The following is a 14,787-nucleotide window of genomic DNA, read 5'->3' as shown; positions in this document are numbered from 1 at the left end:
CCAGTGCCGAGACGATGACGGCGGTGAATGCCTTCCAATGTCGCATGGAACCTCCTCGCCGGATGCGACGCGGAGTCCATGCGCTCTGGTTCCAGAGTCCCGGCAGCAATCGCCGATGGTGTCGAGCGTCTGGCTGATGTCCAGTGGACTTCGTCCGGTCGCGCTGTCAGCGGTTGCGCGGTTCCGAGAACGACGGGTTCTCGGAACCGGCGACCGGGCCGGGCTTCCGAGAACGCGCACCGGCGACGACGCACGGCCTGTTCACGACTTCCGAGAACAGGTGACGGCCGACGGTGCGCGCGACCGACATCAACTCGGCGAGAGGTACTGACAACAACCGTGCGAACCCACGGACATCAACCGGGCGCACGACAGTGGCGTCCGGGTCGCGTAGGTCGCGGAATGGCGCCGGGGGCGAGGTCGGGGAGGGCGAAGTTGTAGGCGCCGTGGACGCTGCTGGTGGCCATCCAAAAGCGGCTCTTGATCATTCTCTGGGGAGGGTCACGCTTAGTTGTGGAGGATCATGGCACGAAGAAGGTCGAGGTTGGCGCGGCCGAACATGATCCTCTTAAGGTGCTTGATTTTGAAGTTTTCGCCCTCTACGGCGCCGGATGAGTAGGGCAGGGATAGTCCGTTGAGGACGGCGGCGTGGTCGCGACGGAGGCCTTGGGCGAAAGACCGAAGGTGAGGTAAGTCGGCGGTCTCGGTGTCGACGGCGGTGAGCCAGTCGTCCAGGTCGCTTTCGCCGGTGCGGTGGACGAGCATCTTCGCGAAGGCGGTGACGTGCTGGTCGAGGGCGGCCAGGGGCCGGCTGCGGTCCAGGATGGCGGCAAGATGGTCTTTGTCGTCGTCGGTGAGATGGTCGGGGTCGCCGGTGATCCAGCGGCATACGTCGCGGACGGATGGCGGCTTGGGTGGCAGGGCCGGGCTCGGGGGTCGACCAGCATCGGAACGAAAAGTCGCGTTAGCGGGCCTGGTGGCGTCGGCGTAGCGCGGATGGTCGTTCCGATGCTGGTCGACCCCCGAAACAGATCATTGACCTGCGGCCCGTCTACCACCGCCTCGAAAAACGCATCCGCGCCCACGTCATCCTCTGCTGGCTTGCGCTGCTGCTCATCCGGATCGCCGAGACCGGCACCGGCAGCACCTGGCCCGCGATCCGCCGCGAGCTCGACCGGCTGCACCTGGGCGCCTTCACCGGCCCCACCGGCGCGTTCCAGCAGGCCACCGCCCTCACCAAGCCGCAAATCGACCTACTCGCCAAGCTCGACATCCCCCAGCCGAGGCAGATCATCGAGCTCGCACCCACACCCGCTGACCAGCCCGAACGCCACCGCCTAGAGAAACGCCCTCTAGGCGACCGAACCCATATCAACCCAGGTCAAGCCCACGATTCGCCTCTCCAGTCCGCTGAATTACGCGGAACGCAGGTACGGCGAGGGGGCTCGGCCGATGGACCTCCGTGTCCGTGTGCCGCATCGCCGGACGCGAACAACGCCTGAGTCGGCCCGGACCGGCTACTCAATGCCGTATTTTCGGCGGAGCCGCACCGCCTCGGGCAGGTAGTCGGCGAACTCGCGGAGCAATGCCGAGAAGGGCTGATCACTCATTCGAGGTGCTCCGTAGCCGCAGACGACACCGAAAGCAGGATCGCTGACCGCGTAGCCGGGTCGTACTCCGGGCGTGGCACTGCCACCGTGACCCGGACCGACGCTCCGTCTTCGGTCACATAGCCGACCTCGAACCCGTCGCCAAGCCGCCGTCGACGACCTGGCCGCGCTGGAGCGGTACCTGCACGACCCCGTACGGGTCGAGGGAGACTTCGAGATCTTCCCGCACTTGACAACGATGGCACCAGTCCGGTTCTCCGACGACCCCGACCCGGACCTGGGCCAGAAAGTCATGGCACTCGCTAGGGCGATAGCAGCCAAGCACCCGGAGTGGGCAAAACTGGTCGGGTCAGTGTCCGACCGCCTGCTCCCGGCCAACCCCTGACGATTCCGGCCCACGGCTACTCGTCCTCGCCGTCCGGCCCCAACGAAACTCAAGCCCACCACCCGCTTCCACGCCACCAGCGCGGGCATCAAATCACAACCGAGTCAAGCAACTCCTGAAGACAAACGGTCAAGAATGCCTTGAGCTCACACTTGACAGCTCCGCCAGGCCCTGCGTTGCCACAACGGCCGGAGCGGCCAGGATCGAGGAAGACCGGCGTGCGCCAACCGCGGCGGGCCTGGGGCCGGCGCGGTCGATTCCCGCGAACACCAGCCACCCCGCCGAACGGCGTGCGGTCGGTCAGTGCGGAGAAACGCGGTCACGAATGACGAACAAAACCAGACAGAACCCTCGACACCCGTCACCTGGCCACCGCCGCTGACCAGGTCCCTGGATCAGCTTTCATCACCGCAGGTCGGATGCAGGTTCGTTGGATTTTCCGCGATTGCTACCGGAACCTGGGACCCCGTCGCGTGTCAAGCGCGCGCGGAGACCTCTGGTAGGGGCGGCCCGAACTATCCCACCGTTTTGATGCCGGTCGAGGGCATGAACGGCTACGCCAAGACCGATGCCTACGAAGGCATCGAACACGCCGGCAACCGCCGCGTCCGAGGCATCCCCACCGAAGGGCCCGTCGCAAGACGCCCAAACCGCTGGGCACCTGGACACCGACAGGGCACATCGACCCACCCGCGGCCTGAACAGCAACCGATCACCAACTCGCCGCAACACCACAAACGGACTGAAGGGCCGCGTAGCACCGTGCGCTACGCGGCCCTTCAGCATCCGCAGTCCCCCGTCAGGCTGGGAATGCGGATGGCCCTCGGAAGGGCCGACAGAGGTCGGCCCTTCCGGCGGCCCGCCCGGCCCCGAGGAACACCCCGTGACCGTCACCACGCTACGATGACTCAAACAAACATGATTGTCTACCAATAGGGTAGAGGGCGCCTCGACAGGGAGACCCGAGCGGCGTGCGATGACCGGTTCCTTACCGCCTGCCGCAGCGGCCCGGCATCCGTGTGAGGCCGCCTACGATCGCTCGCGTGCGCACGCTCCGGCGGACCGCTCGCTTCTTGGCGCTCACGGCGTACGGCGTTAAGGCGGAGCGTCAGGTCGTCCTTTGGGAGCCGCTGGCAGTGGACCGCGGTGGGTTCGGAGAGGGGCTGATGGCCAATATGTCGGAACACGACGCGTCGTATCCGGGCGGGCCACCGCAAGACGCGCCGTCGCACGGCAAACCGTCGCAAGGCGAGCATCCTCCTAGCGAACCGCGGCCGCAACGCAGCCGCTCACGGTCGGCCAGGCTGGTGTGGCTGACCGTGGGATCGGTCGCTGTTCTTCTGCTGGGCGGGGTTGGCATCGCATTCGCTGCCGGCGGGTTTGGCCACTCGGTGAGCAAGCACCGCTCCGCGGCATTTTCGCGAACCTTCACCTCCGCTCCGCCGGCATGCGACATGGTCAAACCGGCGACGATCAAGCTGTACACGTCATCGAGGAAGGTCACACAAGACACATCTGGGAGGCCAGGTTCATCGAGGGCGCTGAAGTACGCACTTTGCATATCGGATTCCCGGCGCGAAGAAGAGCTGTCGAGGCCCGGTCATATATACCGTAGCGCGCTCTGGAAGTCGCCCGGCATAAAGCCTGGTAACGGTCACATGGTCGTAATGGACGCCGAGCTCACGGTGTCATCGGCCGTGAGGCAGACTTATGACCCGAACCGCAACGGCATGATCTCGGTATACCGCCACGACTACGACGTGACGGACGCGCGTCAAGTCAGCGGGCTCGGCGACGCCGCGTACATCATCTACGGCACCAATCGCGCCTACGACCCCAACGGCACCGGATACGCGGCGCTGATCACCTACTGGGGCAACGCCGAAATGAAGGTCATCTACCAGGGCTTTCATCAAAGTTCTGGCACCAATGTAGGGGCAGCCGCCCAACAGCCCGCCGAGGCCGCCGTACTCGCCATCGCCCGCGATATCTATGCCTCACTCGGCTGAGGCCCCGACCTCACCTGACCGCCCGTCGGGACGGTTCAGCAGGGCTGGAGCTGGTCGACGGCGTGGTCCATCAATATGTCTTACGTTCTTGATTGGGAGAGAACTGGCCGCTTGCCCCCCGCAAGCAGCGGCGGCGGCTCCTCAGGCCGAGCCGCATCGGAATCTCACTGGTCCCGTGGAGAAGAGCCGCCATCGGTTCGGTTCTGGACAGACCACCGTCATGGCATGATCCCTTTGTTCCTGGTAAGTATCTGGGAGGAACGATGCGCTCGGTCGAGTTGTTTTCGACTTACGTAGCCTGGCTGGCCCGTGAGGTTCCCGACGCGTACGCCAATCTGGCACCGGGCGCCACGGATGCCGATCTCGAGGTAGTGGAGGCCCGCATCGGGCGCGGGCTCCCCGCAGAGGTGAGCGAGGTACTGCGGATTCACAACGGGCAACGCACCACAATGACCACGCTGGACCAGACCTACGCAATGCCTTGCCTGCCGACCTTGTCGTTCCTGTCGACTTGGCACATCGTGGCCCTCTGGGAAGAGTGGGAAGACCTCCGCAGGTCACGGGAACAAGAGGGCGACTTGGCCGCCCTACAGGAGATCGGCTCGGTGTTCTCGGCGGCCGAGGGCGTGGTCAGGCCGTTGTACACCTCCCCTGGCTGGATTCCCCTCTGGTCCGATCCGGTGCGCGCCGACTACGTGGGCCTGGACTTCGATCCCGCTGAACGAGGCACCCAGGGACAGATCATCAACTTCGGCCGCGACGAGGAGAAGCACTTCCTGTGCGCCGACAGCTTCACCGGCCTACTGGAGATCCTGCTGGATGAGGTGACGCACGTCCGAGCCTGGCGGTCATCCATGATCCGAACCCAAACCGGACCACGTCCCTGGTTCGGTGACCCCGACGAGCACTTCTTCAACGCCCTGTACGCACGATTCTCCCGCTCTCGTAATTAACCCTGAGGCGGCGTAATCAAGAACCGGGAGAACCTCGGGAACCGGTCATTGGTGACAGCCACCTCTGGGACCTTGTTACAGATCTCGCTAGGAAACGGGGCCGTCGCCCTGTGCGGTGCGATAACTCGCCCACGACGTCTGACCTGGTTCTACGCTCGGCGCTCGTATTTCTTACGCCTCCTGTATCTGCTGATGAGCGTTCGGGCTGCTTCGAGGTCGATGGTGGTCGGTAGGGCGGTAGTGGCGGGTGGTGTCGAGGCGGACGTGGCCGTTAACCAGAGCTAATCGGGCCCCAAAGCCGCACAGTCCGGTCGGCACTGCCGGTGGCCAAGGAGCGGCCATCTGGATGGAATGCCACGCTCCAGACCCTCTCTACGTGACCAAGCAGAGTCCGACTCACCTGTCCGCTGGCCAGGTCCCACAGATGTGCAGAATGATCGTCGTTGGCCCTCCGCTCGGGTCCGTGTCACCAGGGGAAAGTAGAGAGATCGACGCAGGTCACGGACCGTACGCGCGGCTTGGAGTGCCAGCGGATTTCGGTCCGGGCGCGCGGGGATAAGTCGGGCGCGCGGCGTGCCAGCGCGGCCGGATAACCGCGCGGCGGCACCTCCTTCCGCCGGGTAGCCCCGGTGCAGCAATGCACTGGGGCTACCCGGCGAGAAGGGTGCCCGCTCAGCGGTGATCGGCCAGTTGGGTGATGTCGGCTTCGCCGCGGTCCAGGCGTTCACGCAGACGCCGGTTGTGCTGTTCCAGTTCCGCGTTGCGGAGTGCGAGGGCCTGGATCTGGTTGGCGTAGGTGCGGATCGTGTCCTCCAACTCCCTGACGACCTCGGCGTGGGCGGTCTTCGTCCTGTTGTGTTCGCGTCTGGTCTCGGCGAGCTCGTCACGCAGCCGCAGTACCTCGGGCTTGCGGGCTTCGGCGTTGGCCTTGGCGGCTTCGAACCGTTCAACGATGTCCTTGCTGCGGTAGTAGGAGTCGCGCCCGACCCCGGCCTCCCGGCACAGGTTGGAGACGGTCAGTTCGCCGTCGGTGCGGGCAGGCTGCCCCGCGAGCAGCCTCGTCAGTGCGTCTTCCAGGCGTGCCCGGGTGACGGCCTTGGTCATCGCCACCCCTCCTCCTCTGGCTCGCCGACGCCGACCGGATCTCTGGCGTCATCGATCTCGTCGATCACTGTGTCGAGTTCGCTGAGGTAGCCCTCGATGGCGGCCTTGTCCCTGCCGAAAACCCCATTCGTGCAGGTCACGCAGCATGCCGGTACTCGTTGAGGATTCCGCCGAGGCGCTGGTGTCTTCGTACATCCAGGCGGGCGATCTGGTCGGGTTCGGTGATCGGCGGGGGCAGCGGAGTGGACGGGCGGGCGTTCGCGATGCCCTGGTGAGGCCGGTGCTCGTTATAGAAGGTCTCGAACTCGCTGGCGCTGGTTTTAGATCAGGGTCCGGTCCGGAAGCTCACGGCGGCAGGTCAGCACCCACCGCTCGATGATCGCGTTCATCCGTGGCATCCGCACGCCGGTGAGCACGATCTTGATTCCGGCGTCTGCCAGGACAGCGTCGAACAGCCCGGGGAACTTGCCGTCACGGTCCCGGATCAACCACCGCGCCCGGCACCCTGCGTCCTCCAAGTCCATGACCAGGTTCCTGACCGCTTGAACCACCCACGACGCGGTCGGGTGCGCGGTCGCGCCCAGGATACGGATCCGGTGGGTGCGGTGCTCGATCACCGCCAGCACGTACATGCGTACCCCTGCCAGGGTGACCGTCTCCAGGAAGTCGCAGGCCAGCAGGGCGTCGGCCTGGGAACGCAGGAACCCGGCCCACGTGCCGGCGGTGCGTTCGGGCGCAGGGTCGATCCCGGCGTCCTGAAGGATCTCCCAGACCGTGGAGGCAGCGACCTTCACGCCGAGCACCAGCAGTTCGCCGTGCACGCGCCGATAACCCCATTGCGGGTTCTCACGGACCAGGCGCAGCACGAGTATTCGGACGGAACGTACGGTCGGTGGCCGGCCCGGTCGCTTCGGCATGGACCGGGCAGCGTGCCGACATCGAATGAGGTCGCGGTGCCAGCGGAGCACCGTGTCAGGGCGCACCAGCAGCGTGTGGGGTGCGAGAACCCGGTTCCGAGGCTCTGACCTGTGGTTCCTCCCGTTGAGCTGTGCAGCGTTCCGGTACTCGCTGATCAGGCCGTCAACGGCCCGGCGTCGCTTCAGCCGGACATGACCGAGGCCGACAGGAGCCGCTGGTAGCGGTTGGGGCGGGCGCTGGTCTCGCGCCCGGTGCGGGCGGTGGGTGTTGTAGTGACGCTCATAGGCAGTGAGCACCCGGCGGAGATGACGTTCGTTGTAGATCAGGAGCCGGTCGGTGCATTCACGCCGGACGGTACCGACCCAGCGTTCGGCGATCGCATTCGCCATTGGTGCACGAACCGGTGTCCAGATCACCCGGGCACCCAACGAGGTGAACACCTCATCGAAGGCACCAAGAGGTACAGCACAGACCAAGACACAAGCAACGAGGATGCCCTCTACCCCACGTTGCCCCGGCCACGGAGCCGCAGGTCAAGGTCCCTGAACCCGGTTTCCACACCCCACAGGCCTGCAGCACCATCTTGGTGATCCCGGCCAGCAACCCGTCCGGGCCGACCAGCGACACTCCCTGGGCCTTGGCCCGCTCGATGAGCTCAGCGGCCAACTGGACATCCAGCCCCGCCGCCGGCACGACCTCGTTGGTTTCTTCAGCGTCGGTCACAGTGATCCCTAAGATCGTTTTGTCTGGAGTGAGTCGCTCTGGATGCCCAGGGCGGCGGGGTGTGGCTGACAGTGATCTGCTGCTGCTGTTGTGGCTTGGAAGGAATGGCCGCCTCGTCGCCCTGGACGCCCTGGCCGCTGACTGAGATCTGATGCGAGCCGTCGCTGTTTAGGGACCTGCCGGCGGGGTCGTCCACGGGCTGGACCTGCGAGAACAGAGGGGTGGCCCGACGTCCTGCGGGCCCTGCTGCGTGACAACCGGGAGTTCAGCCCGCTCCCGCCATCGCAGGTCATCGCCACTGCGGCTTGACATGGTCGCTGAGATTCCTTCCCGGCCGGAGCGTCTACTCCAGCCTGCCGGATCACCGGCCCGCCCACGATCTTTCAGACAGTCCCCCGAAAGTTGCTCAGCGCGAGCCGAGTGGTCATTCGGCGTAGTCCGCGGCCCTGCCATGGAGTAGGGCTTGTTCGGCGGTGTTGGCGGTGAGTTCGGCGGCCCGGAGAAACTCGGCACGGGCTTCGGCGGGGCGGCCTAGGCGGCCGAGCAGGTCGCCGCGGACGGCATGCAGCAGGTGGTAGCCGTCCAGCGTGCCGGACGCGGCGACGGCGTCGACGAGTTCGAGCCCGGCGGCGGGGCCGTGCACCATGGTGATGGCCACGGCCCGGTTGAGTTCCACGACCGGAGAGGGAAAACCTTCGGCCAGTAGCGCATAGAGGCCGGCGATGCGGCGCCAGTCGGTGTCCTCGGGGGTCGCTGCCATGGTGTGAACGGCGGCAATCGCCGCCTGGAGCGCATACCGGCCGGCTGGTGCGCGGCGCTGGAGCGCGAGGGCGTACGCGCGCCCGAGACCGGCGTAGCCGCGGCGGATGAGCAGTTGGTCCCAACGGGAGCGATCCTGATCGGGTAGCAGGACAAGGCGTCTCGCGGTGTCGCTGCGGGCGTGCACGCGGGACGCCTGCAGTTCGAGTAGCGCGGCGAGTCCGTGTACCTCGGGTTCGGCAGGTAGCAGGCCGGTGAGGATGCGGGCCAGGCGCAACCCGTCGTCGCAGAGTTCGGCGCGCATCCAGTCCTGGCCCGAGGTGGCCGCGTACCCCTCGTTGAAGATCAGGTAGATCACCTCGAGCACGGCGGCCAGCCGCGGAGCCAGCTCCGAGCTGTCAGGCACCTCGTACGGGACGCGGTGCTCCTTGATGGTGCGTTTCGCGCGCACGATCCGTTGTGCCACAGCGGATCGCGGCACCAGGTAGGCCCGCGCGATCTCCTCGGTCGTCAACCCGCCGACCATGCGCAGCGTCAACGTCACCTGCGCGAGCTGCGACAGTATTGGGTGGCAGGTGGTGAACACCATCCGCAACCGATCATTGGCAATGCCCATGCCGGGTTCCTCGCCCGGACTCGGCGATCGGTGCTCGGTGAGCAGGTCGTGTCCGAGCAACGGGAGTTTGCGGGCCAACCTGGCGTCACGCCGGATCCGGTCGATCGCTCGGCGTTGCGCGGTGACCATGAGCCAGCCGCCAGGGTTCGATGGCACGCCGTCGCGGGGCCACTGCCGCAAGGCCGCCAGGTGGGCGTCCTGCGCGAGGTCCTCGGCGGTGTCGATGTCACCGACCAAACGGGTCAATCCGGCTACGAGTTGCGGCCATTCGATCCGCCACGCCGCCTCGACGGCCCGGATCGCCCGTTGCTCTGGCGACTGGTCACGGCTCATCCGCGGTTCCGGCTCACGACTGGTCCAACTGCCGAATCTCCACTTCCATCGTCCACTCCGGTCCGTGCAGCCTGAGGAAGCGCGAGCCCCATTCCACGGCCTCCTCCCGCGACCGCGTCTGGACCAGACAGTAGCCGCCGATGACCTCCTTGGACTCGGTGAACGGACCGTCGAGGATCGTGGTCGTACCGCCCGCCAGGCGAATCCGCGTGGCCTCCTCGATCGGGCGCAGCCCGGCGGTGTCCAGCAGAACACCGGCCTTGGTCATCTCCTCGATCAGCCGGCCCATATCCTCGGCCAGCGTCGGGTCGGGGCCCGCGGTGGGCGCGACGGCGGGATCGAAGCGGATCAGCATCAGATAACGCATGTGCGGATCCTCGCCTAGCCGACCCGGTAGCGCAGGTAGACCGCGCCGGACTCGAACGACTTGGACTCCAACAGCTCCAGGTCCAGCGCTGACCGGTCGTGGAACAACGGTGTTCCGGATCCGATCACCACCGGGTGCACGACGAGCCGGAACTCGTCGATCAGCGCCAGGTCGATGAACGAGTGCACCAGCTTCGGGCTGGCGTAGATCGCGATCGTGCCGCCCGGCTCGGCCTTGAGTCGGGTGAACTCTTCGGTCAGATTTCCGGTGACCAGGCGCGTGTTGTGCCAGTCCGCCGACTCCAGGGTGGTCGAGCAGACGACCTTGTCCACCTTGTTCACCCATTCGGCATGTGCGCGTTCGTGTGCGGAGCTGTCCGCGGTGGGCAGGTTGGCCCAGTACCCGTACATCCCCAGGTAGGTCTCACGTCCGTAGACCGCCATGTCGAAGTCGGCCTGAATGTGCTCCTGACCGTACGCGGCGAGCTCCTCGCTGTAGGCGCGGAAGGTCCATTCGAAGCCCATCCCTTGCCCCGAGGAGGCGAAGCCGTCCAGTGTCACGTGCTCGAAGGCCACCAGTTTCCGCATTGTCCCGTCCTTCCGGTTTGCCGGGTCGATGTTTCGATCCGTTCACCCGTACCGTCGAACAAGCCCATTCGAAATAGACATGGCTATCCGGAACACCGACCTGCGGCGATGGACCGCACCTGGACGGCGAACGTGGCCGACACGACGACCAGTGCCGCGATCGCCAGCCCGGTCGCTACGCCACCGCCGGACGTCGGGTCGGCGGCGGAAGCGGTCGTCGTCGGGTTCGCAGCACCCTGCGGCGTGAGCCGGAGCAACGGTGCGGGATGGTCCGGATCGGGCACCGCTGAGGTCATCTGGTCGGTCCACCGCACCACGCTGCCATCCGCAGTCCATAGGGCTTCTCGATCGCGACCGGGATCGGGTCGTCCGGATGGTCACCGACGTCGGCCAGCGGTTCCAGCAGGGCACGCAGGCCGACGGCGTCGTTGGTGATGCGGGCCTTGGCGACCAGGGCTCCGGTGTCGTCGACGACGGCGACGTCGTGGTGGTGGTGTTCGGCCCAGTCGATCCCGCAGAACAGCTTCGCCAACACTCCTCCAAAGAATGACGTACGAGCCCCCGCCGACTACGGAGCCGGGGCCGATGAGGTAGCCGCCGCTGCGGAGCCTGGGTCCTCGCAGATCGGTCCCGGGCCGGCGGGCAGGGCGCCCACCGAAGATGCTGCCGATGGTGGCACCTCGTGGTGCGCGGAAGTCTTCCTTCGCTTCGCGGATCGCAAAGTCCGGTCCGCGTTCGCCGATCGCTGCCATCCTCCACTACTCGGTGGTACCGTATAGCAGTACTCGGTAGCACACAGTACCGATAGGACTGAGGAGGGCTCGCGATGGACGACCTGACGGAGATGCTGAAGGGCACGCTCGAAGGGTGCGTGCTCGAAATCCTCGGCAGCGAGGAAACCTACGGGTACGCCATCACCCGTCAGCTGAACGAGCTCGGCTTCGCCGACGTCATCGAGGGGACGGTGTACACCATCTTGCTGCGACTGGAGAGGAACGGACTCGTCCAGGTGACGAAACGACCATCCGGGGTCGGTCCGCCGCGCAAGTTCTACGCGCTCAACGACGCTGGCCGCGAGGAACTCGCGAAGTTCTGGGCGAAATGGCAGTACGTCTCATCACGTATCGACAGACTCAAGGAGGGCGGGAGATGAACTTCTGGGAGACCATGACAGGCAGCGATCTCACCAGGGAATGGAAGGCGTTCGAAGCCCGGGCGGAGGCATTGCCGGCCGAATACCGGGCGGCGTGGGAACAGATCAAGGCTAACGTCTACCCTCACTCGGACTTCACGGGTCGCAACCTGATGCTGATCCTCGACGCCGCCCTGGGGCTGCTCGAAGAAACAGCGGCGGACGGGCAGAGCGTCCACGAGGTGCTCGGCGACGACATCCGAGGCTTTTGCACGGCGCTGGCCGGTGGAGAAGCGACTCGAACCTATCGCGACCGGTGGCGCGAGCAGTTGAACAGGAACGTCGCAAGGAAATTGAGCCGGCTGGGAGGCTGACGTGAGCATCCAAGACATCATCGAGGGCAAGAAGCAGTGGCGGGCGCACATGGCTCGGGTCAGGGCGCTCCCGCCGGACTACCAGATCGTCTACAAGGAGATTCAGAAGTACCTGTTCAAGGTCGGACCGATCGACCTGGCTGACGGGCCCCTGCTCCCCGGGATCGTCGACTTCTTCGAGGAGGGCGTCGCCGCGGGCAAGGGGGTCTTGGAACTCATCGGCAACGACGTCGCCGCGTTCTGCGACGACCTGGTCAAGGACTCACGCACCTATGCGGACGTCTATCAGGAGTCCATCAGCGGCGAACCGGGCGCGGCCGAGAAGTAACACTGGTCGCCTCATGCCAGTGGGCGTAGCGTGCACGCGCGGTTCGTTCGCCTCGGCGCAGCGCGAATAGACGCGGGCCGACCGGCCACCAGAAGCCGCCGCAGATCCCGTCCACCGAGGTGGTCGAGCAGGCCGGCGAGACCTGGCTCAGCCACGCCAACGTCGGCGACGCCCCCGGAGAGCAGGTCTCCGGCGGCGGGCCGCTCGGCACCATTTCCCAGGACGACGCGACTGACGCGTAGTCACGGACAGTCACTCAATCCGAGTTCCGAAACAGCATCTGAACCGGCAATCAGGTCCAAGAGCCAGCGATCCACGCGCAAGGCCCGGAGAAGTCGAATCAGACACACTCACACGACCAGGTGCAAACATGCCAAACAACAGCGCTTCCTCACCCGATTCGGAGTGGACCGGCATGGTGCCGGTCGACGATACGGCCCTGGCCGTCACCGACACCGGCGGTTCCGGCATCCCCGTGGTCTACCTCAACGGCCAGTTCGCCACGCAGAGGTACTGGCGGCGGGTCATTGCCGACCTGGGCACAGGGTGGCGGCACATCACCTACGACGAGCGGGCCCGCGGCAGGAAGTCACAACGTTCGGCGGACTACTCTTTCGAGGCCGCCGTCCGGGATGTCGATGCCGTGCTCGCGGCCCGGGGCGTGGACCGGGCGCTGGTGGTGGGCTGGTCCTACGGAGCGTTCGTCGCGGCCCACTGGGCCAGCCGCAATCCGGACCGCGCCGTGGGCGCGGTCCTGGTCGAGGGTGCGCAGCCGTACGACTGGCTTACCGAGGACATGGAACAGAGGATCCGGAAAGCGTTTCGGCGGTGGGGCTGGTTCATGCCGCTGCTGCGCCCGACGGGTCTGACCCCGCGAATGAACGCCGAACAGATGGCGAACAGCAACATCGAGCTCGGCAAGCTCGCCCGCGTGCGCGAGCTGGGTCCCGTCCTTGACGACATCACCGTCCCGGCGCGGTATGTGGTTGCTTCGGGGGAGTCCTTCGGCAGCCAGGGTGGGCACGAACAGATACGCACCAGCCTCCCCGCGGTGACCGAACGCAACCCGAACATCCAAATCAGTGCGAAGGTCCCCAGCAACCACGGTGCGATCCTGCGTAAGGACTTCCGCGCCGTCGCCGATGCGGTACGTGAGGTCGCCGCCCTCGACCGCAGCGAGCGTTGAAAAACACGGCTGACGGACTGACGACCACTACACCGGATCAAACACTCAGTCAGCGGGTATGGCGGGACTCCGGCGCGGGACGAGCGGCATCGGTCGCCGGCGTACGAGGGCCTCCGCTCGGGTCCGTGTCACCAGCCGCAGAGTAGAACGTTCAGCCAGGTCACGGCCGTCTCAGTACCGTCTCTCAGAACGCCGAGGGTTGCGAGAGAGATTCTGCGAACGGCGACCTGGGAGAACGCCCCAGCCGGACGCGCGGCGCGTTGACCTCGCACAACCGGTCATCTACGGCAGTCGACAGCCCTGGACGCATGCAAAAGCAGCGTCCCACGCAACCTGGGAGTAAACATGAACCTGCCCACGGTCACGCTCCATGGACCTGCTTGGACTTTCTGATGACCTATGACGGCGAGAGGCCCCCGGCTGGCACCTCCTCGCGCCCGCAGCGACGGATCGTCGTGCCGGTGGTGATCGACGGCCCGGGGGCCCGCGGGGACGTTTCTGGCGTTCACGCCTGGTCGCGGTGCTCCAAACGGTCGCCGCGTCCAAGCCGGGGTGGCGCCTGCGCGTGCAGGGGACCATTCCCGACGTAGCGCGGCAGTTGCAGGACATCGACGAGGTGGAAGTGGTCACTGCCACCACGGGGCCGTACGATCTGGTCCTGGAGGTCAACTGCACGAGTCCTGCGGATCTGTACCGCCTGACGGGGACGGTGCTGCGGCAGGCCTCAGGAGTCACGTCGACGGAGACGTTCCGCTACATCGACATCCAGAAGCTACGTGGTCGTAGGCAGGGGCGACTTCCACGATGTCCGCACCCACGACATTGAGGGAGTCGGTGGCGCGCAGCATCATGAGGAGTTCCCGCGCCGTCAGACCACCGGACTCGGGGGTGCCGGTCCCGGGTGCGAAGGCGGGGTCGAAAACGTCGATGTCCACCGATACGTAGACCGGGCGGCCCTGGTACCCGAGAAGGCCGAAGCCGGCACGGACCTCTCAAGGTTCGCCGAGTGTCGCGGAGTGGTCCGGGACGTAGGTCTGGGTCTCGCGGGGCGGGCGCCGGTAGCCCGTGGAGCGAGGCCGGGCCGGCAATGTGAGGCGAGGGGGCTCGATTTCGCCATAGGGCACGGTCGAGAGCAGATGCGCGATCATGTTGATACGCGCCCGCCTCTTGTCCTCGCTCTCGACCACATACCAGGGTGCCTCCGGGATGTCGGTGTAGCGGAACATCTCGTCTTTCGCCCGCGAGTAGTCCTCCCAGCGCAGGATCGACTCCACGTCGATCGGCGACAGCTTCCAACGCCTCATCGGGTCCTCGAGCCGCTTGCGGAATCGGATCTCCTGTTCGGCGTCGCTGACCGAGAACCAGTACTTGCAGAGCACGATGCCGTCCTCGACGAGCAGCCG

17 protein-coding genes and 4 pseudogenes are annotated in these 14,787 nt (G+C 66.1%); 8 read left to right on the top strand and 13 right to left on the bottom strand.

Annotation, left to right across the window (positions count from 1 at the left end; genetic code table 11):
* Positions 1–507 precede the first annotated feature (507 nt).
* Positions 508–879 carry a transposase gene (locus tag AB0I04_RS53855; protein ID WP_360904388.1) on the bottom strand — a complete coding sequence of 124 codons (372 nt, stop codon included), beginning with the start codon at positions 877–879 and terminating at the stop codon, positions 508–510.
* Positions 880–3,038: 2,159 nt separating this feature from the next.
* On the opposite strand from AB0I04_RS53855, the gene AB0I04_RS53850 reads away from it, so the two are divergent.
* Positions 3,039–4,004: a hypothetical protein gene (locus tag AB0I04_RS53850; protein ID WP_360904385.1), complete on the top strand. Its 966-nt coding sequence runs from the start codon at positions 3,039–3,041 to the stop codon at positions 4,002–4,004.
* Positions 4,005–4,267: 263 nt separating this feature from the next.
* Positions 4,268–4,957 carry an SMI1/KNR4 family protein gene (locus AB0I04_RS53845; RefSeq protein ID WP_360904382.1) on the top strand — a complete coding sequence of 230 codons (690 nt, stop codon included), beginning with the start codon at positions 4,268–4,270 and terminating at the stop codon, positions 4,955–4,957.
* A 271-nt stretch (positions 4,958–5,228) separates the two neighbouring features.
* On the opposite strand, the gene AB0I04_RS53840 is transcribed toward AB0I04_RS53845, so the two are convergent.
* The 10 genes and pseudogenes from AB0I04_RS53840 to AB0I04_RS53795 all read right to left on the bottom strand — a co-directional run.
* Entirely contained in the window at positions 5,229–5,357 is a 129-nt protein-coding gene (locus AB0I04_RS53840; protein ID WP_360904379.1) for a WD40 repeat domain-containing protein, read from the bottom strand.
* A 272-nt stretch (positions 5,358–5,629) separates the two neighbouring features.
* Entirely contained in the window at positions 5,630–6,061 is a 432-nt protein-coding gene (locus AB0I04_RS53835; RefSeq protein WP_360904376.1) for a hypothetical protein, read from the bottom strand.
* Positions 6,058–6,201, bottom strand: a complete 144-nt coding sequence (locus AB0I04_RS53830) for a hypothetical protein (protein WP_360904373.1) — start codon at positions 6,199–6,201, stop codon at positions 6,058–6,060. The genes AB0I04_RS53835 and AB0I04_RS53830 overlap by 4 nt, the downstream gene beginning before the upstream one ends.
* A gap of 180 nt (positions 6,202–6,381) precedes the next feature.
* Complete coding sequence (locus tag AB0I04_RS53825) at positions 6,382–6,978, bottom strand: hypothetical protein (RefSeq protein WP_360904391.1); 597 nt, start codon at positions 6,976–6,978, stop codon at positions 6,382–6,384.
* A 288-nt stretch (positions 6,979–7,266) separates the two neighbouring features.
* A pseudogene (locus AB0I04_RS53820) lies at positions 7,267–7,368 on the bottom strand (hypothetical protein); the annotation flags it as partial.
* A 758-nt stretch (positions 7,369–8,126) separates the two neighbouring features.
* Positions 8,127–9,410, bottom strand: coding sequence for an RNA polymerase sigma factor (locus AB0I04_RS53815; protein WP_360904370.1), 1,284 nt, complete (start codon positions 9,408–9,410; stop codon positions 8,127–8,129).
* Positions 9,411–9,423: 13 nt separating this feature from the next.
* Positions 9,424–9,777: a YciI family protein gene (locus AB0I04_RS53810; protein WP_360904367.1), complete on the bottom strand. Its 354-nt coding sequence runs from the start codon at positions 9,775–9,777 to the stop codon at positions 9,424–9,426.
* A gap of 14 nt (positions 9,778–9,791) precedes the next feature.
* Positions 9,792–10,364: a dihydrofolate reductase family protein gene (locus AB0I04_RS53805; protein ID WP_360904364.1), complete on the bottom strand. Its 573-nt coding sequence runs from the start codon at positions 10,362–10,364 to the stop codon at positions 9,792–9,794.
* A gap of 83 nt (positions 10,365–10,447) precedes the next feature.
* Positions 10,448–10,660: a hypothetical protein gene (locus AB0I04_RS53800; RefSeq protein ID WP_360904361.1), complete on the bottom strand. Its 213-nt coding sequence runs from the start codon at positions 10,658–10,660 to the stop codon at positions 10,448–10,450.
* 20 nt (positions 10,661–10,680) lie between these two features.
* Positions 10,681–10,899 (bottom strand): annotated as a pseudogene (locus AB0I04_RS53795) (transposase); the annotation flags it as partial.
* 291 nt (positions 10,900–11,190) lie between these two features.
* On the opposite strand from AB0I04_RS53795, the gene AB0I04_RS53790 reads away from it, so the two are divergent.
* The 6 genes from AB0I04_RS53790 to AB0I04_RS53765 all read left to right on the top strand — a co-directional run bounded on the left by AB0I04_RS53790 (position 11,191) and on the right by AB0I04_RS53765 (position 14,210).
* Entirely contained in the window at positions 11,191–11,517 is a 327-nt protein-coding gene (locus tag AB0I04_RS53790) for a PadR family transcriptional regulator (protein ID WP_360904358.1), read from the top strand.
* Positions 11,514–11,870 carry a DUF1048 domain-containing protein gene (locus AB0I04_RS53785; protein WP_360904355.1) on the top strand — a complete coding sequence of 119 codons (357 nt, stop codon included), beginning with the start codon at positions 11,514–11,516 and terminating at the stop codon, positions 11,868–11,870. Before AB0I04_RS53790 ends, AB0I04_RS53785 begins: the two co-directional genes overlap by 4 nt.
* Before the next feature lies 1 nt (position 11,871).
* The gene (locus tag AB0I04_RS53780; protein ID WP_360904352.1) at positions 11,872–12,198 is read left to right on the top strand and encodes a DUF1048 domain-containing protein; all 327 of its coding nucleotides are present in this window, start codon (positions 11,872–11,874) and stop codon (positions 12,196–12,198) included.
* Positions 12,199–12,317: 119 nt separating this feature from the next.
* Entirely contained in the window at positions 12,318–12,440 is a 123-nt protein-coding gene (locus AB0I04_RS53775; RefSeq protein ID WP_360904349.1) for a hypothetical protein, read from the top strand.
* Positions 12,441–12,613: 173 nt separating this feature from the next.
* Complete coding sequence (locus AB0I04_RS53770; protein ID WP_360904346.1) at positions 12,614–13,384, top strand: alpha/beta hydrolase; 771 nt, start codon at positions 12,614–12,616, stop codon at positions 13,382–13,384.
* A 520-nt stretch (positions 13,385–13,904) separates the two neighbouring features.
* Entirely contained in the window at positions 13,905–14,210 is a 306-nt protein-coding gene (locus AB0I04_RS53765) for an Lrp/AsnC ligand binding domain-containing protein (RefSeq protein WP_360904343.1), read from the top strand.
* Here AB0I04_RS53765 and AB0I04_RS53760 read toward each other — a convergent pair.
* A pseudogene (locus AB0I04_RS53760) lies at positions 14,161–14,337 on the bottom strand (arginase family protein); the annotation flags it as partial. The gene AB0I04_RS53765 and the pseudogene AB0I04_RS53760 overlap by 50 nt on opposite strands.
* Positions 14,338–14,376: 39 nt before the next feature.
* A pseudogene (locus tag AB0I04_RS53755) lies at positions 14,377–14,787 on the bottom strand (polyphosphate kinase 2); the annotation flags it as partial.

The organism is Actinoallomurus sp. NPDC050550, from assembly GCF_040655075.1.
Taxonomy (GTDB): Bacteria; Actinomycetota; Actinomycetes; order Streptosporangiales; family Streptosporangiaceae; genus Actinoallomurus.
Note: the sequence above shows the minus strand (reverse complement) of the source record. Positions and strands in the feature narration are given on the sequence as shown.

Excerpts from the sequence above, each read along its gene's own strand:
- AB0I04_RS53785 (WP_360904355.1), top strand. The coding sequence starts at position 11,514 with ATGAACTTCTGGGAGACCATGACAGGCAGCGATCTCACCAGGGAATGG.
- AB0I04_RS53825 (WP_360904391.1), bottom strand. The coding sequence starts at position 6,978 with ATGCCGAAGCGACCGGGCCGGCCACCGACCGTACGTTCCGTCCGAATA.
- AB0I04_RS53845 (WP_360904382.1), top strand. The coding sequence starts at position 4,268 with ATGCGCTCGGTCGAGTTGTTTTCGACTTACGTAGCCTGGCTGGCCCGT.
- AB0I04_RS53770 (WP_360904346.1), top strand. The coding sequence starts at position 12,614 with ATGGTGCCGGTCGACGATACGGCCCTGGCCGTCACCGACACCGGCGGT.
- AB0I04_RS53800 (WP_360904361.1), bottom strand. The coding sequence starts at position 10,660 with ATGACCTCAGCGGTGCCCGATCCGGACCATCCCGCACCGTTGCTCCGG.
- AB0I04_RS53835 (WP_360904376.1), bottom strand. The coding sequence starts at position 6,061 with ATGACCAAGGCCGTCACCCGGGCACGCCTGGAAGACGCACTGACGAGG.
- AB0I04_RS53815 (WP_360904370.1), bottom strand. The coding sequence starts at position 9,410 with ATGAGCCGTGACCAGTCGCCAGAGCAACGGGCGATCCGGGCCGTCGAG.
- AB0I04_RS53790 (WP_360904358.1), top strand. The coding sequence starts at position 11,191 with ATGGACGACCTGACGGAGATGCTGAAGGGCACGCTCGAAGGGTGCGTG.
- AB0I04_RS53810 (WP_360904367.1), bottom strand. The coding sequence starts at position 9,777 with ATGCGTTATCTGATGCTGATCCGCTTCGATCCCGCCGTCGCGCCCACC.
- AB0I04_RS53805 (WP_360904364.1), bottom strand. The coding sequence starts at position 10,364 with ATGCGGAAACTGGTGGCCTTCGAGCACGTGACACTGGACGGCTTCGCC.